Origin of the sequence: Enterococcus sp. DIV1083b (assembly GCF_051713705.1) — a bacterium.
Lineage (GTDB): Bacteria > Bacillota > Bacilli > Lactobacillales > Enterococcaceae > Enterococcus_D > Enterococcus_D casseliflavus.
On record NZ_JBIOQJ010000001.1, the window covers coordinates 831,344 to 855,925 of the forward strand.

Sequence of the window (24,582 nt, forward strand, 5' to 3'; positions counted from 1 at the left end):
ATGAACCACATTCTGGCTCAGATTTTTTTGTTATCTTACATTGATTAATTGATTGATCAAAAAGATTCTAATTCTCATGTTCTCGAATGATTTAAATCCGTAGGATACTCGTTTCATTGTCTTTATGTGGGTATTCTTCGCTTCTATTTTTCCATTGGAATAAGGATAGATCATTGCGTTGGTGATGCCTTCTTCATGGGTAAGAAGGTTTTGAAGCTTTTCTCGAAAGCCGTCATCTAACGTTTCGGGAAGTTCTGCCAATAAGGAGAAAAATAGGTTAGGGTCTTTGTCTCGAAAGGCTTCAACTAATTCATGAAAAAAGGGATACGCCTCCTTCAGGGGCGTAGAAAACTCAAGCAATCGATCAATCATCATTGCTTCAGTAAGAAATGGGTATTTTGGTGCTCGGAAACTTTTCCATGTTTTGTATTCATAATGGTTGATGTTTGCACGATTTTTTAGCAAAAAGCGCCAGTTCTTTTTCAGTTTTTCTGCCTGGCTTTTCTGTCCGACTTTACGCAGTTCATTCATTTCACGGATACGCAACTCATTGAACGCTTGATTCATGTGTTTGACAATATGAAACCGATCAATCACGACTTTCGCATTTGGCAGAACACGTTTGGTGAGCTGGAAGTAGGCGGCGTTCATGTCTGTCACCAAGAATTCTACTTCTTCTGGATTGGTACAACCTAAGAAATAGCTTGTTAATCGAGGTAATTTACGCGTAGGCAAAACATCTATTAATTTTCCTGTTTCGCCATCTGCACAAATAAAGCTCATTTTATCTTCTATAGAAGCATGCGAACGAAATTCATCAACCATCAATACTCTGGGGAGAATCTTCTTAGATTGCTTTGGTAAATAGCTTTTAAACTCTTTCAATGTACGAATAACGGTGGTCAAAGATACCTGACAGCTTTTCGCAATAAAAGATAAAGATACTTTTTCAGTCAGTAAAGAAGCAATTTTATATCTAACATGATTTGCGATTGAATGTCTGGGTTGGACAAAATAACTTTGAGCCGTCCAATGGGTTCGGCAGTTTTTACAGGTATAGCGCTGCTTTTTTAGGCGCATAACCAAAGGCATATGATTGTATTGTTCAAAACGGACAATCGTTTCCTTCTTCCCATTTTTCACTATAATTGCTTTCCCGTTTCCATCTACCACAGTAGAACCACAACTTCTACAAGCACGAGGAGTAGGCGAGAGAACAGCATCGACGACCAACGTCTTTTTCTTCTGAAGGGTCTCGTAAGAGAGCTCTGTAATCAACAAATCTTTCTCTATTATTCTCAGCATTTTTTTGATAGAATCATTCATATAGCATATCGTCCTCTCAGTTGTTTATTTTGTGGTGATTTAATCATACTAGAGAACGATATGTTTTTTAATACCTAAAATGAAAATGGGACTGAAGAATCAATTCTGATTCATCAGTCCCATAAATTATAGAGCCAAAATTTCTGCGTAGCGTTTTTTCTTTAGGGCATTTGGATATAGCCGTAATGAAGCAATAACTGAATAATAATAACTAAAGTGTTCATTCCCACATGGGTGATCATGGAAGTCCAAATACTGCCGGTCAAAGCATAAAGCCCAGAAAAGAACAGTCCTAAGAAAATATAGACTAAGAGATGATTGTCATTGTGGGCAAAGGCAAAGGCTACGGCGCTGACCACTACACCAACCCAAACATTGCTGTATTTCCCAATGATGCCAACTAAGGCTCTGCGGAAGACAAATTCCTCCATAATTGGCCCACCGACCATTGCTGCGAGAGCAAAGAGTGGGTTTTGCACCACGATGGCAATGATGTTTTCGGTATTTTGCGAAGCGCTGACTTCTCCGAAAAAGGATTCGATAAAGATGGCTAGATTTTGCAACAAAATCGCTGCGACAATGCCGGTTAGCCCGTAAATAAGAATCGCTGAGACTTTGGTTTTTTTGTGTTCAAACGATAGCGGTTCTGTTTGTTTGAAATACAAGAAAAACATGATCGCTGCACCAGCTAAGTAACCGATCGTCGTTGCTGCTACTTGATGTCCGCTAGGGACGAAGGCGATCGGTAGAAAAAAGACGATGCCGTAAGTAAGAATCGTGGACAAAGAATATTTTGATAAAGACATAGTTGTTTCCTCACACTCCTTTGCTTCATTATAGACTAGGTTGCTTCTAGAAACAAAAAATCCTACTATATTTATCAATCAATTAGAAATGCAAAAAAAATTTAGCAAAAGGCTTGCAAAAATTTGGGAAAATGAGTAATATTGAAACTGTAAGTTAGCACTCGATACAAGAGAGTGCTAATGCTAAATTCTATAACATTCATTGGAGGGATTTATCGTGTTAAGACCATTAGGTGATCGTGTGATTATCGAAGTCGCAAAAGAAGAAGAAAAAACTGTAGGCGGAATCGTGCTTGCATCAGCAGCAAAAGAAAAACCACAAACGGGTACCGTTATTGCAGTCGGCGAAGGACGCACGCTCGAAAACGGTGAAAAAGCTCCTGTTGCTGTCAACGTTGGCGAACAAGTAATGTTCGAAAAATACGCTGGCACAGAAGTGAAATATGAAGGAACAGAATATTTGATCGTTGCTGCAAAAGATATCATTGCAGTAGTAGAATAAGAAAAATAAAAAATACTTGAGGTGATGAAATCATGGCAAAAGAAATCAAATTTGCAGAAGACGCACGCGCAGCAATGCTTCGTGGGGTAGATAAATTAGCAGATACAGTAAAAGTAACCTTAGGCCCTAAAGGTCGTAACGTGGTTTTAGAAAAATCTTACGGTTCACCATTGATCACAAATGACGGTGTAACGATCGCTAAAGAAATCGAATTAGAAGATCATTTTGAAAACATGGGCGCAAAACTTGTTTCTGAAGTCGCTTCAAAAACAAACGATATCGCTGGTGACGGAACAACGACTGCTACGTTATTGACACAAGCAATCGTTCGTGAAGGATTGAAAAATGTCACCGCTGGTGCGAACCCATTAGGTATTCGTCGTGGGATCGAAATGGCAACAAAAGTGGCTGTAGAAGAGCTACACAACATTTCATCAATCGTTGATTCAAAAGAAGCAATCGCACAAGTTGGTGCTGTTTCTTCTGGTAGTGAAAAAGTTGGTCAATACATCGCTGATGCAATGGAAAAAGTCGGCAATGACGGTGTTATCACTATTGAAGAATCAAAAGGGATCGAAACAGAATTAGATGTTGTGGAAGGAATGCAATTTGATCGTGGTTACTTATCACAATACATGGTAACTGACAACGATAAAATGGAAGCAGCGTTAGAAAATCCATACATCTTGATCACTGACAAAAAAATCTCTAACATCCAAGATATCTTGCCATTGTTAGAACAAATCTTACAACAATCAAAACCATTATTGATCATCGCTGATGACGTTGATGGCGAAGCATTACCAACACTTGTATTGAACAAAATCCGTGGAACATTCAATGTTGTTGCAGTGAAAGCACCAGGATTTGGTGACCGTCGTAAAGCAATGCTAGAAGACATTGCGATCTTAACTGGTGGCACAGTGATCACTGAAGACTTAGGCCTTGAGTTGAAAGATGCAACCATCGATAACTTAGGTCAAGCAAGCAAAGTGGTTGTGGATAAAGACAACACAACAATCGTTGAAGGTGCTGGTGAAAAAGAAGCAATTGACGCACGCGTTCAATTGATCAAAAACCAAATCGCTGATACAACTTCTGACTTTGACCGTGAAAAACTACAAGAACGCTTAGCAAAACTTGCTGGTGGGGTTGCAGTGATCAAAGTTGGGGCACCAACTGAAACTGAATTGAAAGAATTGAAATTACGTATTGAAGATGCATTGAATGCAACACGTGCCGCTGTTGAAGAAGGCATGGTCTCAGGTGGGGGAACTGCCTTAGTGAATGTCATCAACAAAGTTGCAGAAATCGAAACAGATGGCGATGCAGCAACAGGTGTCAAAATCGTTTTACGTGCCTTAGAAGAACCAGTTCGTCAAATTGCTGAAAATGCAGGCTACGAAGGTTCAGTGATCATCGACAAATTGAAAAACGCTGACTTAGGCGTTGGTTTCAATGCAGCAACTGGCGAATGGGTAAACATGCTAGAAGCTGGGATCGTTGACCCAACAAAAGTGACGCGTTCTGCATTACAAAACGCAGCTTCTGTTGCCGCATTATTGTTAACGACTGAAGCAGTCGTTGCCGACAAACCAGAACCAGCAGCGCCAGCAGCTCCTGCAATGGACCCATCAATGGGTATGGGCGGCATGATGTAAGCAAGCCTTGAGAACTCCTCTTTTGAGGGGTTCTTTTTTTGTGCGATCTAAAAATACTTCAACACAGATAAAGACAAAAAACCTTTCTTCTTAGTATTCTAAGCACCAAAGAATTGGTTCATTGCTTGAATAAAAGGAGAAAGGATTGGTAGACATAAGCTATCTATTTGTCTTGTAAAGGCAGCGTGTTTTCTAAGGAACGTCAATTACAACCGTTCCCAAAATCCCTGCGCAAAACCAGTAATAAATTCGTAGAGAGCCGGCAGTATCACCGAAATACATAAAACGACAAAGACCATTTTCTGAACAGCAGTTAATTGTTTGAGGAAATGGTTTTTTGTGAACAATAAATACGCGATACAGATAACGGCAAGCAGCTGCAATAGATCAAATAAAATGGACAAGAAAATCACCTTTTCTGATTAGATTGAATGGACGATAGAATGATGGATTCTCTCAACATAGAGCAAAGAGTTGAATGATATGGTTCTGAGAAAACGTGAAGATCAACGTTTATAAAGAAACGGTATTTCGACGCCAAAGAATGCGAAGATCCCGCTTAAAAGAAAGTAAGTCAATAAGCCTAGATAAAAAAGGACTTTCCAATTCAATTTCTTTTTCATTCGATCCACTCCTTTTGTGTATCATAGCATAAAAAAACGATAATATAAATAAATAATCTAAAGATGCAAATTTGCATTTTCAGCAAGTGTAAGCTCTCTCAAGCTACATTTTCGCTATCTTGAAAAACCTGAGCTAAAATAGAAAGAGGAACAAAATCATGGCTCACTTTGATTTTTAAATGAACAACGAGTCGAAAGAAGGAGACATTTCTTTGAAAAAACCATGGATAAAACGCAAAAAGAAGCAAAACGAAAATGAATTATTAACGGAACAGTCCGTTCAAGTCGAGCAAAGTCAAATGGGAGAAGAGTTGCAAGAAGAAGCGGAGTTTACTTCTTTTTTTGCGGATGTCATGAAGCGAATGCCGAAAAAATCGGCTGCCCTGGTGATGAAAGGCTATGACGGATCAAAAGCCCAGGCGGAAAAAGTGTTAGCGAAAAGCAAGGATCAATTTGATCAGGTGTTTGAGGAGTTTTTGGTTGGCGTAGATGATGAAACGCGGAAAAAAGCCCACCGTACGATCCATGCGGCTTCTTTGACGGCGGCGATCATCGGCTGTTCACCGATTCCCTTTTCAGATGCAGTGTTACTTGTGCCAGTTCAAATGACGATGATGGCACGTTTGTATCGTATTTTTGGGCGAACATGGCGTGAAGGGTTAGCGAAAAGTATTTCGAAAGAGCTAGTCGTTGTGAGTTTTGGTCGCAGTGCCGTTGGCAATATCTTGAAATTCGTCCCAGCAGTCGGCACCGTTGCTGGAGCTGCAATCAATGCCAGTGTGGCTAGTGGTATCACCGAAGCATTAGGCTGGGTGACGGTCAAGATGCTGAATGATGGGGAAGATGTGTTTGAGCAAGTGATGTCCTTTAAAGGCCAATTTCACACGCTGTTCAATGCGTTGAAAGTTGGCAAGAAATCTAAGTGAAACAAACAGAAGAAGAACGAAGCAGGTCCAGACGACTTGCTTTTGTTGCTTCTTTTTCTTCACAGCAAATAAAAAATATTTTTTAAGGAGTGAGTAAAATGAAACAACGAGTGACACGGGAAGAAGTCAAAGAACGGTTGGTCACCGATGCGTATTTTCAAAAAGGTCGTTCCGCTTTAAAGACCCGCCAAACGATTTTGACGATTCTTGCTTGGCTGATGGTCTTGGTTCCCTTTGTCTGGCTGGCCATTCCGTTGACCCTGCCGAATCTGGCGGATCGGATCGCCTTTCGGACCTATTTAGAAGAAGCTGTCACTTTCGAATTTCTAGCGTTATTTTTAGGCATTTCTTTTTTGATTTTAGTTCTTACGTTTACTTTATTAACTTTGAGGAACAACCGCCGCTTCAAACGATTGCTGCAAAAGCAATCGATGCATGATGAAGCTGACTTGGAAAAACGCAAAGAGTTGCTAGAAGCATTTTACGAAGAACGCTTCGGGACGAAAGAAGAACGTCACGGGGCAAAATACTACGCGGTTGCACCGGAGCAAAACATCGGAGAAAGAGAGATCCAAGAACTTTTCCGTAGAAATGCGGTGGGCTGATGGTTGTCAATTTTGATACTGGGTTCCCGTGGTTGGACACATTTTTAACAGTCGTTTTAATGATTCTGTTCACGTATCCGATTTTAGGTGGCTTTGCTTGGTTCATCGGGGTGATCTGCAATCGTTTTTTGTTCCGTTATCGACAATTAGAGTGGATACCGATCCCCGAAGAGATCGAGCCGATGATCACGATTATGGTACCAGCTCACAATGAAGAAATCGTTATTGAAGACACGATTCATTATTTAATGAACAATCTGAACTACAGCAATTATGAGGTGTTGGTGACTGATGATGGCTCAACGGATAAAACCCCTGTGATATTAGACCGATTGATGGAACAGTACCCAAATCTAAGAGTGTTGCGCATTGAAAAAAACCAAGGAAAAGCCCATGCCTTTAATATTGGGGTAGGGTTTGCCAAAGGGGAATTGATCTTGAGCAACGACGCAGATACGGTTCCTGAACCTGATGCGTTATGGAAATATGTCAATTATTTCATCCGTCAAGACTCCATCAATATTTCTGCCATTACGGCGAATATGGACGTTCAAAACCGCACAACGATCGTAGGAAAATCACAAACCGTTGAATTTTCAAGTATCGTAGGAATTATCAAACGGACCCAGCAAGCCGTTTTTGGCGTCATCTATGCCTATAGCGGTGCCAATACGATGTATCGACGCGCGGCATTGATGGACGTGGGTCTGTTTCGACAAAATCGAGCAACAGAAGATATCAGTATTGCCTGGGACCACCAATTCCGAGGTTGGCTGTCTTTATTTGCTTCACGAGTGATGTTTTTCATGGAGGTGCCAGAAACACTCAAGATGCTCTACCGACAACGGAAACGCTGGGCGAAGGGCGGTACAGAAGTATGGCTGACCAACTTTAAAAAGGTCTTTTTGCATCCTTTTGAAAACATTGGTCGAACCGCTATGTTTGTCGATCAAACATTAAGTATCATTTGGTCATTCTTTTTCTGGCTTTCATCTGCCTTGTTTGTCTTCTATCTGATCTATTATGGTGCAACTGGGAATTACGAACGGATCTATCATATGTTTACGATGGCCTTTCTCTTCGTTTGTTTCGAGATGATTGCGGGGGTCATGCAGCTATTTACCAGCCTCTTGGCGGATGATAACCGCAGCAAGCTGAAGTATTTCCGTTTTGCCCCTTTTTACATGCTGTTTTACTGGATGATCAATGCCATAACGATCGTCACAACCTTTATTCCAGCCGTCAAGACCATCCTTGGCTACGGCAGCGGCGTTTGGGTCAGCCCTGAGCGAACGGCGAAAAAAACCGAAGAATCTTAACGAATTCACCTTCCCTGGACAATAAAAACAAGTCTGAGTTTTCTTCAGACTTGTTTTTTTGCCATTAAGGTTCAGAAAGATAGTAAATCTCACGATTTTGGTATGGATAACGAGTTTGCGAAAATTCGAAGGGCCGTCCGTCGGAGAGACGAGCAACTTGTTCTAATTCTAAGATCGGATCATTGGGATCGACTTCTAAATATTTGATATCATAGGAATCTGCTTTGTCGGCACGGATTTTACGTATGGCGGGACCTATTTTGAGATGTAAGGAATCAGTGATATATCGATAGATCGAGTGTTCAAGGATCGCCATATCAATATCGGGAATGGTTTTGATGGGCATGATCGTGTACTCCAATTCAAAGGGTTCGTTATCAACATAGCGCAGTCGTACGATATCATAAACAGGTTCGTTTTCTCGCAAAGACAAGTAATCCATTTCGTTGGCTTCTGGAAAACGTACATTGAAACTAATGATTTTACTTTGCACTTTATGCCGTCCGCCATATCGGTTGACTAAACCGATATACTCATTGATCTGTCCTTGGTAGGTCGCTGAATTGACATAGGTGCCATGACCTCTTTTGGTGGAAATCAGGCCTTCTTGCTTCAGTTGATTTAGCGCTTTTTGGATCGTCATTCGCGAGGTTTGAAATCGTTTGGCTAACGCCGTTTGTTCCGGTAGTTTTGATAAAGCTGGAAAAACACCTTCATAAATATTCGTCCGCAACTGATCAACGATCTCTTTGTATTTTGTCATAGTCATCACTCCTTATGTAAAGAAATTCATGGACTTGAGTTTTGTTTGAAGGGGATAAAAACAAGGTCTATCACTAAAGAATCCGCTGAAATTCACATGTATAGAAAAAGCTTTACATGAGTTTTTGAAAAATTTACATGCCTATTTCACCTAATTATAATAGGTTTTGTAAGCGAATACAAATGATGGAGGAATCAATATGAAAAAATTTTACTGGGGAAACAGTGTCAGCAGTATGCAGACAGAAGGTGGTTGGAATGAAGGCGGTAAAAGCTTATCCGTTTATGATATACGGGAAGCTTCGGAACAGGCTAGCGATTGGCATGTAGCAAATGATAACTATCATGCGTATACAGAAGATTTTGATTATATGCAAGATTTGGGGATGAACATGTATCGTTTCCAAATTTCTTGGTCAAGGGTCGTTCACGATGGAGATGGTGCCTTTAATGAAGAAGGGATCGCCTATTACGATCGTTTTATTGATGATCTGTTAGCTCGAGGGATCGAGCCTATGATTTGTTTGTACCATTTTGATATGCCTCTGCATCTGGCGAAAACCTATAACGGGTTCATCAGCAAAGAAGTGAAGGACGCATTCATTCGTTTCGGAAAAGAAATGGTGGATCGTTTTGCGGATAAAGTCCATTATTGGTTAACCTTTAACGAACAAAATCTTTTCCACCAAGACCATGGTTTTAAGATCAGCGGCTATTTAGAAGGGGAAGAAACGACAGAAGAATTGTATCAGATTTTCCACAATGTCATGGTTTGCCATGCAGAACTCTGTAATTATCTTCATGAAACAACAAATGCGAAGATCGGCGGCATGCTGGCGTATTCTGAGGCGTATCCAGCGACTTGTCGTCCACAAGACATCAAAGCAGCAAGAGAGTTTGATGAATTTGCGAATTTTACTTTATTAGATTGCTATGTGCACGGCAAGTATTCGACAGCACAAGACCGATACGTGAAAAATCATCAACTCAATATGAATATTTTACCTGGGGAATTAGAAGCGATCGCAGCGCAGAAAAATGATTACATTGCCTTTAGCTATTATGCTTCTTCTACCTTGAATGCTGAAAAAATTCCTGAAGGAACGCCGCCGAATCGGTACATGACTTTTGGAAAACAAGACAATCCTTATATTGAAACGACGGAATGGAATTGGCAAATTGATCCGCTCGGCTTCCGTGATGTCTTAAATAAAGTCTATCAGCGGTACCGGTTGCCAGTGTTTCCGATTGAAAACGGGATTGGTGTCAGAGAGCATTGGAATGGCAAAGAACCGATTCAAGATGATTACCGTATTGCCTATCATCAAGAGCATATTCGAGCGATGTTTGAAGCGATGGTGGAAGATGGAGTGGTCTGTCTTGGTTATCTTGGTTGGGGGCTGATCGACATTTTGAGCTCGCAAGGTGATATGGAGAAACGATACGGACTCGTGTATGTCAATCGCGGCAACCATGAGTTGAGAGATATGAAACGTGTACCGAAAAAATCGTATGAATGGTTCAAAGAAGTGATCAAAACGAATGGTGGTACGATCTATACAAACCCATATACAGAATAGGAGGAACAAAAATGGCAGCAGAAAAGCGCACGTTTTTAGATAAATTTACAGAGTTTTCGGTCCGTCTCGGCAATCAGGTTCATCTCAAAAGTCTTCGTGATGCGTTTGCGACCTTAATGCCTGCCTTTATTATCGCAGGGATCGCTGTGTTGTTTAATAATGTCTTCTTTCCATGGTTTTTAGAAGGGGCTGCCTTGGCGCGAATGCAAGTGTTTGGCAATTCCATCACCAATGGAACATTGAATATCGCCGGTCTGCTGATCGCCCCGATGATCGCTTATTTTCTTTGCCGCAACAAAAACAATCCGAGCGCCATCAATGCAACCTTTGTGGCAACGACTTGCTTAGTGGTCATGTTGGCGATGGCTCATGCCGTGATGCCAGAAGGCGCTCAAGCAGAAGTGACCATCAGTGGTGTGATGCTATTTGACGATGTCGGGACCAAGGGGATGTTTTCTGGAATCATTTGTGGGTTAGTTGCCACGGAATTATTTATTCGACTGTCAGAAAACAAGCACCTAAAAATCAATTTAGGGGATCAAGTTCCTCCTGCCGTCAGCAAATCCTTCAGCACGTTGATCCCTGCTATTTTGGTGATTTCCTTCTTTGCCGTAGTTGCGACCGTGCTAGCAGCCTTTGATACCGACCTGATTCAAATCATTTCAACAGTGATCCAAGAACCACTGCGTTTGTTGAACACATCGATTTTTGGGTTCTTGATCATCTATTCAACGGGCAATTTTCTGTTTACTTTAGGCATTCACCAAACCGTCATCAATGGCACCTTGTTAGATCCATTGCTGTTAGTCAATATGAATGAAAACATGCAAGCCGTGCAAGAAGGCGCTACGCCACCCAATATCTTAAATTCAGCATTCGTGACGGTTTTCGCACAACTAGGCGGGACTGGATTTACGATCAGCTTGATCATTGCAGTACTCTTATTCGTCCGCAATTACCAACCTTTTCGGGATGTCGTCAATCTATCCCTAGCTCCGGGTATTTTTAATATCAACGAGCCAATCATCTTTGGTTTACCGATCGTCTTCAATTTACCCATGATCATTCCCTTCGTTGCAAGTCCAATTGTTGCGACGTTGATTGGCTACTTTGCTACCGCAGTAGGATTCATTGAGCCGCTTTCTGTGATGGTTCCTTGGACGACACCACCAATTCTTAGTGCATTGTTGGCATCAAAAGGGGATTTTAAAGTTGTTTTGGTTCAAGTGATCATCATCGTCGTTTGTGTAGCAATCTATTTTCCATTTTTAAAAATCGCTCAACGGGTTGAAATCAAATCTGCTGAATTGGAGCGGGCAGAATAAACAAAACAGGATGAATCCTATACTAGAGTGACCTACAAAAGTTAGAACAACATTCTAACGTTTTGGGGGTCACTATTTTTTGAGGTGATTTTTTTACTAAGTTTCTATTTTGAATTTTAATTAAATGGTATACTATCCCAAAAGGAGCGACTATGAAACTTTCAGAAATGCAAAAAGCGATTTATCAAAACAAAATCGATCACCAATTCAATGTCACAAATATTGAAAAAGAGTTTTTGGCTTTATATGGTGAAGTAGGGGAAGCCTTTGACGCGTATCGGAAGCAACAAGAGGTAGGAGAAGAATTGGCGGATGTGGCGATTTATCTTCTTGGGTTAGCGGAAATCCTTTCCATCGATCTTGAAGCAGAGATTCATAAAAAAATGGCCGTCAACCCAAAGCGTCGTTATACGAGTTATGGCAATGGCTATGCCAAACGAATCGATAATTGATACACGCACAAAAACTAGTGGATTCCTCGAGTATAGGCCCTTACCGAAATAGAGATGGAAGCAGGAGATAGGATGGAAAAGAATGTAAGCATGCGTGAATTAACCACGGCGGATTTAGCAGAAGTCGTGGACCACTATATTGCCGTATTTTCAGCAGAACCATGGAATGACCAATTGACAGTGCCGCAAATCACCGACTATGTATCATCAATGATGGCAATGAATACTTTTATTGGTTATCGACTAACAGACCGAGCATCGAATGAATTGATTGGTCTTTCATTAGGCTTTATCAAGCCCTGGTATCAAGGAAAAGAGTATGTGATCGATACCTTTTTAATTACTGGCACGCACCAAGGAAAAGGCCTGGGTTCCACTTTTTTAGAAAGGATCAAAGAGGATCTGCTCAAGAAAGAGATCCCAACGATCCTGTTAGATACCGAAGAAAGTATGCCAGCAGCAGATTTTTACAAAAAGAATGGCTTTAAACCGCTACCAGATAATGTAAGCTATTATTTATCTCTAGATTAATCCAAGCATGTCAATAAATAAAAAAGTCTGCGAAAAAATCGCAGGCTTTTTAGTTATGCACAGTTTCAACAGGTTTATCCACAATATGTTGTAGGAACATGTTTTCGCCTACTAAATATTGGGTGTGTGGTTTTTAGAAAAGGATTTCAAAGAGATTCTTATGGACCAATGAGCGTAAAAGTGAAAAAAGTACTGAAACGCTTATAGAATATAGCAAAATTTATCTAGATGAGAGGCTCTGTTGGTACCGATCAGCTAATTTCTATCATCTTCGCGATAGGTTTTACGATACTGTAGCGGCGTTAAACCAAATTTACGCTGAAATCTTTTGCTAAAGTAGCTCAAGTGATTGAAGCCAACGTGGTAGCAGATGGTTGAGATCGGCTCATCCGTTTCGATCAATAGGTTTTTGGCTTGAGACAATCGATAATCAATCAGATAGTTGATTGGGGTCAATGTCGTGTATTGCCGAAAAAGGGCGGTACAAGTACGTGTATTGATGGCAGCAGCTTTAGCGATCGCAGGAACCGTTAATGGTTCTTGATAATGCTCATGGACAAATGCCAGCATTAAGTAGATAGTTTCTTTCTTTGGTGAAGCAGGTCTTGCAGCCATTAGCTGTGAAAGGGCAGCTAAAAACAATTCATAGAGAGTAAATCGTTGTTCAATAAGCAGAGGCAGACGCACGGTTTGAACAAATGCTTGGTGTTGGGCGGTTAAGGTTAAGCGCCGATAGCTGCGGGTGCGATCGTGGACTAATTGTTCGATCGCTTCTTTAAAAACAGGGTCAGCAATAAAGCCTGAAGAAAAATCAAAGCAGCAATATCGGACGTTTTGTGAAGCTAAAACAGCACCATGGAGTACACGGCTATTAATAATGATCGCCTCATTCTTGCTTAGCAAAATTTGCTCGTCGTCTATCGTATACACGAAGCTACCTTCTTCGACCCATACAATTTGCAGCTCGTCGTGCCAATGCAGAGGCAATTGGTCGCCACGCCTTTGTTGCAAGCAACGTTGATAAATTGCGAAGGAGCGATTTGTAGTTGTATGTTTGGTCGTTTCTTCGTTTTCTTCTGTGCGTTCAAAGTACATACCGCACCACCTTTTTACAGAATAGTGTTAAAAACAATCAGGATATTGACAAAAGTTCACTATCTGATTCGGTATAATACTAACAAAGTAAAGTGAAAGACAAAAGGTGTTTTTATGAAAAAAACAGTTGGGATTGTTTATGCTTGTTCAGCAGCAGCTTTGTGGGCAGTTTCTGGCATCGCTGGACAAATTTTATTTACGAAATATAGTATTACAGCAAATTGGCTCGTTTCAACACGATTGGTTCTTTCAGGGTGTTTGTTGCTGAGTATTGGGTTAAAGGATCGCGCCCGTTTGATTTCCCCATTTCGTGAGAAAAAGGACTTCATTCAGCTGCTCTTGTTTTCTTTCTTAGGCATGTTTCTCGTTCAATTTACCTACTTTAAAACGATTGAGCAAAGCAATGCTTCTTTTGCAACGATTATTCAATATACAGGACCTTTCTTTGTTTTACTCTATGCTGCGATAGCCAAAAGGCAGCTCCCCTCTTTAAAGACATGTTTCTGGTTACTGGTAACCTTACTTGGTGTGACGGCTGTGGCATCAAAAGGACAGATTGAGCAATTAGCGACTTCCCAATCTGCGCTAGGCTGGGGGTTAGCATCAGCGATATCACTAGCTTTTTATTCTATACAGCCGCGTAAACTCTTGCAAAAATATGGGAGTTTACCAATTGTCGGCTGGGGGATGTTGATTGGTGGAGGCTTGGCGAATGTGGTTCATCCAATGTGGCAGATTGATAGTCAACTGAACGTTCAAGTGATTCTTTATTTGCTGGTGGTCATTTTATTTGGAACAGCACTAGCGTATTTGATTTTTTTAACAAGTTTACGCTATTTATCCTCAACACTTGCAACAGTTTTAACGGCAGTTGAGCCATTGCTGGCTGCTTTCTTATCGATCATTGTTTTTCATGATCACTTCACAGTGGTGGAGATACTAGGATTTATGGCAGTCATAGGGAGCATCATGTGTTTACAAAAAAAATTGTGAAAAAGACGAGATTCGCCAAAATCGGTGAAGTCTCGTCTTTTTTATAAATCAACAGAAAAAGAAAACGCAGGAGTCTACGCTTTCTTTTTCTGTTCTTCTTTTTTCTTGTCTGTGGTCGGTACGGAATCTAGGGCTTTTTTGAAAATCTCTTCTTTTTTCGTTTTATAGTTATGTTGTCGTTCAGCATAAACTTTTTCTTTCGTCTTTGTTTTCATACTCGGTCACCTCTTCCTTTTTTTTAAGTATAGCATGATTTCACAAACTTATGCAAATCCTTGGTTTTCTCCTTGGTGTTATAATCTTTCTCGTAATATACATTGTGAAAATATTTCTTTTGGCAGAGATGAGGGACTTCTCTATCAAGAAATTCGCATCCGGTTGGAGTCGATGTAACAGGATCTCATCTTAGCGTCGATCACACAGCTGGAAGCGGCGTTCCTTTTGAAGCAACTTTTTCACAGAATCCCTCGTGTAAAAAAGGAATGATAAATGGGTGATTTTAGTATCGATTTTTGAAAAAGGGGATCTGGAAAGAAATGTTATTCAAATAACAGTCTTGTTTTTCAAAAAGTGGGTTTGTTTGCAAAAAAAATCCTGTTTTTATTCGCGAATTAAAATAACGTTGAATGAAATAGCGTTTTTCTGTAGTTTATAGAAATCTTTGTAAATAGAGTGCCATTGAGCAACACCAAAGAGAAAGTGATCAAAAATAATAACGCAGGAAAATAAATGACACGTTTTATTAAACGTAAATTAAAAAAATACAAAACGAAAACAATATCAAAAAATATTAATTTTTGTTAAAATGGGGTACAGGGGGTGTTTTATTGGAATCTCGGAAAATCAAACGTAAGCGTTTAGTGAAACAAAAACGGTCCCTTTTCGTACAAAAAGGATTGGGTATCACAGCAGCGTTAGCATCGACTTCAGGTGTCTTTACGTCTCTTGCTCATGCGACCGAAACGACAAACGCTTCGTCATCAACCAACACAACTGCTACTCTTGCCAGATCGTCAGCTGAAACGGCGATCAATCGACAATTTAAAACAACAGCTTCACTGAATGTTCGTTCAAATGCTTCAACAAGTGCCTCTATCGTAAGTGGCGTAGGAGCAAATACAACAATCACTGCGGTGGCTCAAAAGAACGGTACCTCAGTGAATGGCAATACAACATGGTATAAGCTATCAACAGGCGGCTGGATCTCAGGTGCTTATGTGAAAAGCACCTCAGGCTCTTCTTCTGCCAATACTGGCTCGTCCAATTCGTCGTCTTCATCGGAAAAAGCAATTTCGAAATCAGTGAAAACGACTACTGCATTGAACGTCCGTTCAAATGCAACGACTAGTTCTAGTGTCGTACGTGGACTAGGCAGCAATGCGACGGTGAAAGTCGTTGCACAAAAGAGTGGAACGTCGGTGAATGGCACGACCACTTGGTACAAATTGTCCACAGGCGGTTGGATCACGGCGGCCTATGTCAAAGATGTTTCCAGCAGCTCGACAGGCAATAGTTCTTCTGGCGGCAACACAAGTGTTTCTGCAGAAACGGCTATCAACAAGAACGTGAAAACAACAGCGGCATTGAATGTCCGTTCGAGTGCCTCAACAAGCGGGAGTGTCGTTGGCAGCCTAAGCAACAGCACGACGGTGAAGGTCGTTGCCCAGAAAAATGGCACATCCGTTGGCGGCACCAATGTTTGGTACAAAGTATCGACTGGTGGCTGGATCACAGCGGCATATGTGCGTGACGTCACGTCTAGTTCTGGAAATACAAGTAATAACAATAATTCAAACACAGGTTCAAGCAACACTGGTTCATCAAACGGCTCAAACAATGCGAGTGAGCAAGCCATCAATAAAACGTTCCAAACAACCACTGGTATGAATGTCCGCTCAAATGCATCGACTTCTGCAAGTGTAGTCAGCAGTTTGGGCAGCAATGCTACCTTCAAAGCAGTCGCTCAAAAACAAGGTACGTCAGTCAATGGCAACGCCACTTGGTATAAGTTATCAACGGGTGGCTGGGTATCTGCAGCGTATGTGAAGGAAGTCAGTGCAACGACTCCTGGCAACAATAACAACGCAGGCAATTCCAATGTTCCGATGAGCGTGAACGGAGCAGCGATCGTTGCAGAAGCTAGAAAACATATTGGCACTCCTTATCAATGGGGAGGCAAAGGACCAGATGTCTTCGACTGTTCTGGGTTTACACGTTATGTCTTCTTAAAAGTGACGGGCAAAAACATCGGTGATTGGACAGTCCCACAAGAAAGCGCAGGGACGATCATTCCTGTCTCGCAAGCACAAGCTGGCGACTTGCTGTTCTGGGGTCAAAAAGGGAATACCTACCACGTAGCGATCGCTACCAGTAATACAAGCTATATCCATGCGCCAAGCACGGGTTATACAGTCACCGAAGCACAATCAGGCTTTTCGACTGCTAGCTTCGCTCTACGAGTGAAATAAATGTTTCATTGAATAGGCAAAGGGTTTGTCCTTTGTTAGAAACGCCCCTAAGAAAGCTGCCATCAGTTTTCTTAGGGGCGCTTTTGGGGTTGGGCGCAGATCTTTTTAAAAGGTGGGGCTTTGCCCTGTTTTTTTGACAAAAAGGCCGATTTGTCAAAATCACTTGTTTTTACTAGTACAAATTTTTGTCAAAAAAAATAGTTACTGATACCATAAAAACGTACCAATATTAGGAGGGATCTACATGAGATATACGAACGGAAATTACGAAGCTTTTGCAAGAAGCAGAAAACCGAAAGATGTCGAAAAGAAAGAAGCCTATATTGTTGGTGGGGGATTAGCAGGACTTGCTGCGGCAGTCTTCTTGATCCGTGACGGCCATATGGCTGGTGAGAAAATCCACGTCCTTGAAGAACTTTCTTTATCAGGCGGTTCATTAGACGGAAAATTCATTCCCCATGATGGATTTGTGACCCGCGGCGGTCGAGAAATGGAAAATCATTTTGAGTGTCTGTGGGATCTATTTCGCTCGATTCCGTCTTTGGAGGTGGAAGATGCTTCAGTGTTAGATGAGTTTTACTGGTTGGATCACGATGATCCAAATTCGTCTAACTGTCGGATCATCCACAATCGCGGCCAACGAGCAGCAGATGATGGAGAATTTACCTTGTCTGCTACAGCACAAAAAGAATTGACTCAATTATTTATGACTTCAGAAGATCAATTGATCGGGAAAAAAATCGAAGATGTTTTTGGCGAAGAATTCTTTGAATCCAATTTTTGGCTATACTGGTGTACGATGTTCGCCTTTGAAAAATGGCATTCGGCGATTGAAATGCGTCGCTATGTGTTGCGTTTTGTGCATCATATCGATGGCTTGCCTGATTTTACCGCGTTAAAATTTACCCGTTACAACCAATATGAGTCATTGGTCAAACCACTACTTGCTTATTTGGAAGAACAAGGAGTCGACTTCCAATATGAATGCACAGTCAGCAATATCGATGTTCGGATCGTGGGCGAGGAAAAAGTTGCTCAAAAACTTGTGCTAGAAAAAGCGGGGGCAATCGAAGAAATTCCTTTGTCAGAAGATGACTTGGTCTTTGTTACCAACGGATCGATCACTGAAAGTTCCACGCAAGGGGACCATTATACTCCAGCGCCTATCTCAAAAGCACCTGGTGGTAGCTGGCGTTTATGGAAAAACTTGGCGGCGCAATCGCCTGAGTTTGGTCATCCAGAAGTCTTTTATGAAAACTTACCTGAAGAAAGCTGGTTTGTTTCGGCAACTGTCACTTGGCAAAATTTTGATGTGGAACCTTATTTAGAAAAATTGACCCATCGCAAGTTGCGAACAGGCAGAATCGTCACTGGCGGGATCATCACCATCAAAGATTCCAATTGGATGATGAGCTTTGCGACCCATCGCCAACCGCACTTTAAAGAACAAAAAGACCAACAAACGATCACATGGGTGTATGGATTGTTGTCAAATACGCCAGGAAACTACATCAAAAAACCAATTGAACAATGTTCGGGACAAGAAATCGTGCAAGAACTGCTTTACCATTTAGGCGTGCCGGAAGCAGAAATCCAACGCATTTCAAAAGAATCAAGTGTGGCAGTTCCGGTTTACATGCCGTTTATCACTTCCTACTTCATGCTGCGTGAGCCAGGGGATCGGCCATTGGTTATTCCAAATGGCTCCAAAAACTTAGCTTTTATCGGTAATTTCGCAGAGACTGAAAGAGACACTGTTTTTACAACAGAGTATTCCGTTCGGACTGCAATGGAGGCTGTTTATCAGCTATTAGATGTGGAACGCGGGGTACCAGAAGTGTTTGCTTCCGCTTATGATCTGCGTACCTTGGCCAAAGCTGTCTATTATCTGACCGATAAGAAAAAAATCACGGAAATGGAGCTACCATTTATCGAACGGAAACTATTGGAAGGATTCGTTAAGAAAACCGAACATACCTACATTGGCGATCTGTTGAAAGAAAACCATTTGATTTAATTAAAACACAACGACGGCGAGGCGAAAGAAACTGCTCGTGGTCGTTGCGTTTTTTCATTTACTTTTTAGTGTTGTTTAGACGAATCCTTATTCCTCAGATAAAATCCGTACTTGGATCTCTGTCAAATAAGCTTGCTCGTTGCTAAGGGTCGTTTCATGGATCGATCGTTCATAGAAGTAGTCATCGATTTGCCATTGGTGCGCTGCAATCAGCTGCTTGAGTTTTTGATAGAACTGCTTCAATCCTTCGTCATCCCCCTGATAAATGGTGGTTAAATAGCAACCTGCTGGTTTCACGAAGGAAGCTCGTTGTGGTTCTTCTTGCCGCACATAAACGTAGTCGATGTCCTGCGTATTGTCTTTGTTCGTCCGAATCATAAAACCGTATTCGTTATTCGAGAAAAGATAAGGCTGTGCCATCAAAAGGTCGTAGGCTTGGGTGATCATCTCTGGGATGCTGCTGCCGTTTAATCTAGGACTAAGGGAGAAATACTCCTCTGGCTGTTCCTTCAAGGTGAAGGGGGAAGTTTTTTCTGCAGCCAGACGCAAGTCCGCTGCTTTTCGTTCGATGATTTTTTGGATGTTGGACAACTGCTGAATTTTTTCATCGATGGTTTGCCGCTTGGCTTCCAATAAGTTTCTCATGGTCTCGGCATCCCCCTGCAACGCTGTTTGAATCTCTTTTAAGGGCATCGATAATTCTTTCAATGACAGGATCAATCCGAGATCCAAAAGTTGATCAAGGGAATAATACCGGTACCCGTTCTCGTCTTTGCTGTTTGGTTGAAATAGCCCAATCTCGTCATAATAGTGGAGTGTCCGAGGATTGATTCGCGCTAAGCGTGCCATTTCCGATACTTTTAATTTGGTTTTCATGGCGCTCCTCCTTGACTTTACAGTTACTGTAAACTTTATACTAAAGATAGTCAACTACTGGGAGGAAGATAGAATGAATAAACAAGTAACATATCGACCATTTAAACGAGAAGATCTGCCTGCGCTTGTGCAAGTAATTATTGATAGCTGGAACTACGACAAGCAATTTGACCAGAAGACCGCCAAACACTTTGCTCATGTCTTTTTGTGTTATGAACTTGCCCGTGCTACCTATTCACGTGTGGCTCTTTTAAATGGTGAAGCTGTCGGTATCTTATTAGCAGACAGTAAAAGAGGGAAGAAGCTTCATCCAATGCGCTATTGGGGGAAAACGATGTGGCATGCTGGCTGCTTAGTGCTTTCTAATCAAGGGAGAAACACGCTGCTGCATTATGCCAAAGAGGTGGCTGAGTTAAATCAAGCGATGTTGAAAGACTTACAAATTCCTTTTCAGACCGAAGTTGGTTTGTTTGCCGTTAGTCCCAAAACACAAGGATTGGGTGTAGGCAAGCAACTCTTTACTTCCTTCTTAGCGATGGTCCAGCATGATAAAACAGCTCCGTTTTTCCTTTATACCGATACCACTTGTAATTACGGTTTTTATGAGCATATGGGCTTGAAGCGGGCAGCTGCTGTGAAACGCTGGATCAAAAAGCCGATCAAGAAGGAAATCGAGTTTTATATCTATACTTCCTAAGAGTGCAGCGATGCACTCTTTTTTTCATTGGCTAGTATGGTAAACTGGAAGCAAAGAAGGACAAGAAAGCTGTTTTCGTTTTATGGAAACGGCGCTTGTTTTGGTCGAAAGCGATGGATCAATTCGCTTTCGTAAAAAGGATGGGAATGGGAAAGGATGGTTTATTTGGAAAAAAAGCAGATTGGGTTTATTTTAAGTGATATCGATGGGACGATCTTGGATCATAAACATCAAATCGATCCGGTTTTGATTGAAGAAATCAAACGGTTGAAGCAGCAAGCGATTCCTTTTGTTTTGGCTTCCGCTCGCTCCCCGAAAGGAATGCTACCGATAGCTGAAGAATTAGAGATAGAAGACTGGCCCTTGGCTTGCTACAACGGTGCCCTGATTGGACGGTACGATCATACGGGTACGCTTGTACCAATATTTAGTCATGAGGTCAAAAAAGCAGAAGCAAAGACTTTGGTTGCTCGCATCAAAGCTGATTTTCCTGCCGTTTCCATCAATGTCTACTCTGGTGATCAGTGGTATTGCGAAAGAGTGGATCAGTGGGCACAGGCAGAAGCGGCGATTACCAAAGAGACCCCTTTGGAAACTTCATTGGAACAACTGTTGGCACAAGAAGCTTTTGAGGTACATAAGTTTCTTTTGATCGGCACAACGGCAGAAATCCAAGCGCTTCATGCTGCCTGCCAGAACGCTGACTTTTTAGAAAGCGCCTTTTATTTATCCAAAGAGAATTATTTGGAAGTCACTCATCAAGCTGTGGGAAAAGATAAGGCGCTAAATGAATTAGCGGCCTATTTCCAAGTGCCGCTGGCGCAAACCTTAGCGATTGGCGATAATTTTAATGACCTGCCAATGATTGCTTCAGCCGGTATCGGTGTTGCGATGGAGAATGCGCCCGATTTGGTCAAAGCAAAAGCTGATTTTGTGACGGCTAGCAATACAGACCATGGGGTTGCTGATGCATTGCGGCGATTTGTCACAGAATAAATAAAAAAACTAGGTTTTTTGAACAAATTGATTGACTTTCATTTCTACTCTCCTTAAACTTTTAGCTATACCTAAAAAGGTAAGTGTTTGTTGGAAAGAAGGAGAAAAATGAATAAGAAGATCGAGAAGACATTGACCAAATTTGCCGAGCCGTTGGGGCTCTCAGTTGATACTTCCACCGGGGTGATTTATGGAACGTATCATAGTTATAAACTTTTTTTAGTTCAAGAGAATAACAATAGTTATTCTCTTGTGGCTCATTTTTCCCTTAGCAAAGAGGGGGAACTTCCGAACCAAGAAGAAGTCAAAGAAGTTTTAAGTGAGTCAAAAGAGATCACCGACTGTGTGATCCAAGGATATCAAGTTGCCTATACATTACGCGGAGCGATGACTGCAGGGAAAACTGTGGACAAGATCCGTACTGCGTTGGACCAATTGACGAATTTCTTGAAGACGAAAGCTTACCAAAATGCTTGTACCTTCTGCGGAACGATCACTGAGCCGGTTTCGCTGTATGCTATTAGCGGCACTCCCGTCATTGCGTGTGAAGCTTGCTTTAAGAAACAACAAGAAGCGGTCCTTGCACAAGAACGGGAAAAAGGGCAGAAAAAAGAAAATTGGCTAGCTGGAACAGTGGGCGCGTTTCTTGGTTCACTGATTGGTGCCGGCGCAATTATTTTATTAGGACAACTGGGATATGTAGCTGCATTGTCTGGAATCGCAATGGCGATCTGTGCCATCAAAGGGTATGAATTATTAGGTGGAAAACTCAGTACAAAAGGTATTATTAGTAGTATCATCGTCATGATCATTATGGTCTATGTCGGGAATCGTATCGACTGGTCGATCAGTGTAGCGAATTATTACACAGACGTTGATGTCTTCTACGCTTTCCGTATTTTACCTGATTTGATTCGTGAAGGGTATTTGGAAGCGAGTCAATATTACGGGAACTTAGGTCTGGTCTATCTCTTTACGGCGATTGGGGCTATTCCAACTATTATCGCTGCGGTACGAGAGGGGAAAGTGACGCGTCAAAGCTATAAAATGGAGTAATCCACTTTTCTATCCAAAGATAAAAAAACGCAAAGCGCGATCTCTTTCGCTTTGTGTTTTTTGTTTTTGTGTCATAAATAATAACATGCAGTGTTAACATAAAAAATAAATAATAATAAAATGAGAAAAATAGCTTGCTTTTATAATTAATATTTATTAAAATCTTATTTACATTCAGAGTTTTGTAATAATTCTGAAAATTTTGGATTTTCATAAGGGGTAGGTAAGATGAAGAAAAAATGGGGATATGGTGTCATCGCTGTTTGTGGAATCGTATTAGCAGGTTGCTCAACAGGAGGGACATCAAGTACAGGTGAAAGTTCAAGTGGTAGTGGGACAGCAGCTGCCGAACAAATTTTTAATGTTGTGGTTCAACAAGAAATGCCTAGTGCTGATCTATCCTTAGCCACCGATACGATCAGTTTCAGTGCTTTAAATAATGTGTATGAAGGGTTGTACCGCTTAGATGCTGATAGTAAGCCCGAACCAGCAGGTGCCGCCGAATTAGCGGAAGTCAGTGAAGATGGTCTGACCTATAAATTGAAATTACGTGAAGATGCCAAATGGTCAAATGGAGAACCAGTAACAGCAGCGGATTATGTCTTTGGCTGGCAACGCACCGTAAGTGCGGAAACAGGTTCTGAATATGCGTACTTATTTGCGCCCGTAACCAATGCCGAAGCGATAACAGCAGGTGAAAAAGATGCCTCAGAATTGGGGATCAAAGCAGTCAGCGACTATGAATTAGAAATCACGCTGACGACACCTACGCCATACTTCCAATACTTATTGGCATTTCCATCCTTCTTCCCACAAAGCCAAGCAGTCGTAGAAGACAACGGCGATCAATATGCTTCAACAAGCGACAATGCCGTTTACAATGGACCGTTTGTGTTAGCTGGCTTTGATGGTTCAGGAACCGATACAGAATGGTCATATGAAAAGAACGACCAATATTGGGATAAAGATACGGTGAAACTTGATACGATCAATGTCAGTGTCGTAAAAGAATCATCGACCTCTTTGAATCTATTCCAGGATGGGCAAGCGGACGACGTCATCTTAACAGGAGAATTGGCGCAGCAAATGGCCAATGATGAAGCGTTTGTGTCAGAACCATTAGCCCGTACTTCCTATATCGAGTTGAATCAGCGAGAAGAAGATTCGCCATTTCGCAATGAGGATCTGCGTAAAGCAATCTCTTATGCCATCGATCGTGATGCATTAGTGACATCGATTTTAGGTGATGGTTCATTGGCTTCCACAGGATTGATACCAAAAGGAATGACCTTTAACCCAACTGATAATACTGATTTTGTCGATGAAGCGGAAAGTGTCATTGAATACGATCAAGAAAAAGCCAAAGAACATTGGGAAAAAGCCAAAGAGGCTTTGGGAATCGATTCTTTAAGTTTTGAAATTTTGGCCTCTGACACAGACTCAACCAAAAAAGCCATTGAATATATTCAAAGTGCGATTCAAGATACGCTTGATGGGGTGAAAGTTAGCCTAAGTCCAGTACCTTTCTCCGTTCGCCTTGATCGTTCAAACTCAGGTGATTTTGATGTCGTTATGGGTGGCTGGGGTGCTGACTATGCGGATGCCAGCAGTTTTACAGATCTATTTGTAACCGATAATTCATACAACCGAGGTCGTTGGACAAGCGATGAGTACGATGCAGCAGTGAAATCATCTGCCACGACAAATGCTGGCAATCCAGATGCCCGCTGGCAAGATTTGTTGGATGCAGAGAAAATCATCATGGATCAACAAGGGGTTATCCCTGTGTACCAAAACGTTGAAGCTCATTTACGTGCACCAAAAGTAAAAGGGGTCGTTTCTCACGGTGCCGGTGCGCAATACGATTACAAGTGGGCAGTTATTGAAGAATAAGCGCCTAAAGAAGAAGCTGGTTTTGCGTAAGCAAGCCAGTTTTTTTCTTGTGCTTTGTTCTTACTTACACAAT

General features: G+C 41.6%; 23 protein-coding genes. 16 read left to right on the forward strand and 7 right to left on the reverse strand.

Annotated elements, in window-relative coordinates; all coding sequences use genetic code 11:
- Positions 1-30 precede the first annotated feature (30 nt).
- Both IGI69_RS03905 and IGI69_RS03910 read right to left on the reverse strand, forming a co-directional pair.
- Positions 31-1,326, reverse strand: a complete 1,296-nt coding sequence (locus IGI69_RS03905) for an ISL3 family transposase (protein ID WP_060793125.1) — start codon at positions 1,324-1,326, stop codon at positions 31-33.
- A 161-nt stretch (positions 1,327-1,487) separates the two neighbouring features.
- The gene (locus tag IGI69_RS03910) at positions 1,488-2,132 is read right to left on the reverse strand and encodes a CPBP family intramembrane glutamic endopeptidase (RefSeq protein WP_005225290.1); all 645 of its coding nucleotides are present in this window, start codon (positions 2,130-2,132) and stop codon (positions 1,488-1,490) included.
- A 217-nt stretch (positions 2,133-2,349) separates the two neighbouring features.
- Between IGI69_RS03910 and groES the strand changes: the two genes are divergently transcribed.
- The gene (groES, locus tag IGI69_RS03915) at positions 2,350-2,634 is read left to right on the forward strand and encodes a co-chaperone GroES (RefSeq protein WP_005225291.1); all 285 of its coding nucleotides are present in this window, start codon (positions 2,350-2,352) and stop codon (positions 2,632-2,634) included.
- A gap of 32 nt (positions 2,635-2,666) precedes the next feature.
- Positions 2,667-4,295, forward strand: coding sequence for a chaperonin GroEL (gene groL / locus IGI69_RS03920; RefSeq protein ID WP_005237384.1), 1,629 nt, complete (start codon positions 2,667-2,669; stop codon positions 4,293-4,295).
- 206 nt (positions 4,296-4,501) lie between these two features.
- On the opposite strand, the gene IGI69_RS03925 is transcribed toward groL, so the two are convergent.
- Complete coding sequence (locus tag IGI69_RS03925) at positions 4,502-4,699, reverse strand: hypothetical protein (RefSeq protein ID WP_016610551.1); 198 nt, start codon at positions 4,697-4,699, stop codon at positions 4,502-4,504.
- Positions 4,700-5,097: 398 nt separating this feature from the next.
- On the opposite strand from IGI69_RS03925, the gene IGI69_RS03930 reads away from it, so the two are divergent.
- The 3 genes from IGI69_RS03930 to IGI69_RS03940 all read left to right on the forward strand — a co-directional run bounded on the left by IGI69_RS03930 (position 5,098) and on the right by IGI69_RS03940 (position 7,768).
- Positions 5,098-5,844, forward strand: coding sequence for a YcjF family protein (locus IGI69_RS03930; protein WP_034695380.1), 747 nt, complete (start codon positions 5,098-5,100; stop codon positions 5,842-5,844).
- 98 nt (positions 5,845-5,942) lie between these two features.
- Entirely contained in the window at positions 5,943-6,449 is a 507-nt protein-coding gene (locus IGI69_RS03935; protein ID WP_438739757.1) for a hypothetical protein, read from the forward strand.
- The gene (locus IGI69_RS03940; protein ID WP_034868331.1) at positions 6,449-7,768 is read left to right on the forward strand and encodes a glycosyltransferase family 2 protein; all 1,320 of its coding nucleotides are present in this window, start codon (positions 6,449-6,451) and stop codon (positions 7,766-7,768) included. Before IGI69_RS03935 ends, IGI69_RS03940 begins: the two co-directional genes overlap by 1 nt.
- 64 nt (positions 7,769-7,832) lie before the next feature.
- On the opposite strand, the gene IGI69_RS03945 is transcribed toward IGI69_RS03940, so the two are convergent.
- A complete protein-coding gene (locus tag IGI69_RS03945; RefSeq protein ID WP_034868333.1) occupies positions 7,833-8,531 on the reverse strand; it encodes a GntR family transcriptional regulator in 699 nt (232 codons plus the stop codon).
- A gap of 199 nt (positions 8,532-8,730) precedes the next feature.
- On the opposite strand from IGI69_RS03945, the gene IGI69_RS03950 reads away from it, so the two are divergent.
- The 4 genes from IGI69_RS03950 (at position 8,731) to IGI69_RS03965 (ending at position 12,418) form a co-directional block, all read left to right on the forward strand.
- A complete protein-coding gene (locus IGI69_RS03950) occupies positions 8,731-10,110 on the forward strand; it encodes a glycoside hydrolase family 1 protein (RefSeq protein WP_438739760.1) in 1,380 nt (459 codons plus the stop codon).
- An 11-nt stretch (positions 10,111-10,121) separates the two neighbouring features.
- On the forward strand, positions 10,122-11,435 hold the full coding sequence (locus IGI69_RS03955; RefSeq protein ID WP_438739762.1) for a PTS sugar transporter subunit IIC: 1,314 nt from the start codon (positions 10,122-10,124) through the stop codon (positions 11,433-11,435).
- Positions 11,436-11,587: 152 nt separating this feature from the next.
- Positions 11,588-11,887, forward strand: coding sequence for a MazG-like family protein (locus IGI69_RS03960; protein ID WP_438739764.1), 300 nt, complete (start codon positions 11,588-11,590; stop codon positions 11,885-11,887).
- A gap of 72 nt (positions 11,888-11,959) precedes the next feature.
- Positions 11,960-12,418 (forward strand): GNAT family N-acetyltransferase, encoded by a 459-nt coding sequence (locus tag IGI69_RS03965; protein WP_081118375.1) that lies wholly within the window; start codon positions 11,960-11,962, stop codon positions 12,416-12,418.
- A 255-nt stretch (positions 12,419-12,673) separates the two neighbouring features.
- Here the strand turns inward: IGI69_RS03965 and IGI69_RS03970 are convergent, their stop codons facing one another.
- Positions 12,674-13,513 (reverse strand): AraC family transcriptional regulator, encoded by an 840-nt coding sequence (locus tag IGI69_RS03970; RefSeq protein WP_060792893.1) that lies wholly within the window; start codon positions 13,511-13,513, stop codon positions 12,674-12,676.
- Between the two features lie 114 nt (positions 13,514-13,627).
- Between IGI69_RS03970 and IGI69_RS03975 the strand changes: the two genes are divergently transcribed.
- Positions 13,628-14,506, forward strand: coding sequence for a DMT family transporter (locus tag IGI69_RS03975; RefSeq protein ID WP_121262071.1), 879 nt, complete (start codon positions 13,628-13,630; stop codon positions 14,504-14,506).
- Positions 14,507-14,580: 74 nt separating this feature from the next.
- Here the strand turns inward: IGI69_RS03975 and IGI69_RS03980 are convergent, their stop codons facing one another.
- Positions 14,581-14,721, reverse strand: coding sequence for a hypothetical protein (locus tag IGI69_RS03980; RefSeq protein WP_005237363.1), 141 nt, complete (start codon positions 14,719-14,721; stop codon positions 14,581-14,583).
- A gap of 612 nt (positions 14,722-15,333) precedes the next feature.
- Here IGI69_RS03980 and IGI69_RS03985 point away from each other — a divergent pair.
- Entirely contained in the window at positions 15,334-16,974 is a 1,641-nt protein-coding gene (locus tag IGI69_RS03985; RefSeq protein ID WP_060792891.1) for an SH3 domain-containing protein, read from the forward strand.
- Positions 16,975-17,218: 244 nt separating this feature from the next.
- Positions 17,219-18,991, forward strand: coding sequence for an oleate hydratase (locus IGI69_RS03990; protein ID WP_008377255.1), 1,773 nt, complete (start codon positions 17,219-17,221; stop codon positions 18,989-18,991).
- Between the two features lie 87 nt (positions 18,992-19,078).
- Here IGI69_RS03990 and IGI69_RS03995 read toward each other — a convergent pair whose 3' ends face one another.
- The gene (locus IGI69_RS03995) at positions 19,079-19,867 is read right to left on the reverse strand and encodes a MerR family transcriptional regulator (RefSeq protein WP_005237356.1); all 789 of its coding nucleotides are present in this window, start codon (positions 19,865-19,867) and stop codon (positions 19,079-19,081) included.
- A 73-nt stretch (positions 19,868-19,940) separates the two neighbouring features.
- Here IGI69_RS03995 and IGI69_RS04000 point away from each other — a divergent pair, with 73 nt between their 5' ends.
- The 4 genes from IGI69_RS04000 (at position 19,941) to IGI69_RS04015 (ending at position 24,509) form a co-directional block, all read left to right on the forward strand.
- Entirely contained in the window at positions 19,941-20,564 is a 624-nt protein-coding gene (locus tag IGI69_RS04000; RefSeq protein ID WP_034878738.1) for a GNAT family N-acetyltransferase, read from the forward strand.
- Positions 20,565-20,720: 156 nt separating this feature from the next.
- Positions 20,721-21,560, forward strand: coding sequence for a Cof-type HAD-IIB family hydrolase (locus IGI69_RS04005; RefSeq protein ID WP_005237353.1), 840 nt, complete (start codon positions 20,721-20,723; stop codon positions 21,558-21,560).
- A 108-nt stretch (positions 21,561-21,668) separates the two neighbouring features.
- Positions 21,669-22,616, forward strand: a complete 948-nt coding sequence (locus IGI69_RS04010) for a hypothetical protein (protein ID WP_005237351.1) — start codon at positions 21,669-21,671, stop codon at positions 22,614-22,616.
- A 228-nt stretch (positions 22,617-22,844) separates the two neighbouring features.
- A complete protein-coding gene (locus IGI69_RS04015) occupies positions 22,845-24,509 on the forward strand; it encodes a peptide ABC transporter substrate-binding protein (RefSeq protein ID WP_438739770.1) in 1,665 nt (554 codons plus the stop codon).
- Positions 24,510-24,582: the final 73 nt, after the last annotated feature.